The 433-nt window shown below is 51.7% G+C and carries 4 tRNA genes and 1 rRNA gene; all 5 read right to left on the reverse strand.

The features are described 5' to 3' along the window. Positions 1–5: 5 nt before the first annotated feature. Positions 6–87 (reverse strand) — tRNA-Leu (locus tag CD122_RS11275). Between the two features lie 7 nt (positions 88–94). Then, positions 95–170: transfer RNA gene (locus CD122_RS11280), tRNA-Lys, on the reverse strand. Positions 171–177: 7 nt separating this feature from the next. Next, a tRNA-Thr gene (locus tag CD122_RS11285) sits at positions 178–253 on the reverse strand. Positions 254–256: 3 nt separating this feature from the next. After that, positions 257–332 (reverse strand) — tRNA-Val (locus tag CD122_RS11290). Between the two features lie 9 nt (positions 333–341). Beyond that, positions 342–433, reverse strand: a 5S ribosomal RNA gene (rrf, locus tag CD122_RS11295); the annotation flags it as partial.

A 433-nucleotide genomic window follows, 5' to 3' on the forward strand; every position in this document is an offset into this window, starting at 1 on the left:
ATATATGCGGGTGAAGGGAGTCGAACCCCCACGCCGTAAGGCGCTAGATCCTAAGTCTAGTGCGTCTGCCAATTCCGCCACACCCGCTTATAAATGGTGAGCCATAGAGGATTCGAACCTCTGACCCTCTGATTAAAAGTCAGATGCTCTACCAACTGAGCTAATGGCTCTTGATAATGGTGCCGGCCAGAGGACTTGAACCCCCAACCTACTGATTACAAGTCAGTTGCTCTACCAATTGAGCTAGGCCGGCAAATGGTGGAGAATGACGGGTTCGAACCGCCGACCCTCTGCTTGTAAGGCAGATGCTCTCCCAGCTGAGCTAATTCTCCATTTATTTTACCTGGCACCGTCCTACTCTCGCGGAACGTAAGTCCGACTACCATCGGCGCTAAAGAGCTTAACTTCTGTGTTCGGCATGGGAACAGGTGTG

The organism is Staphylococcus rostri, from assembly GCF_002902145.1.
Classification (GTDB): Bacteria; Bacillota; Bacilli; order Staphylococcales; family Staphylococcaceae; genus Staphylococcus; species Staphylococcus rostri.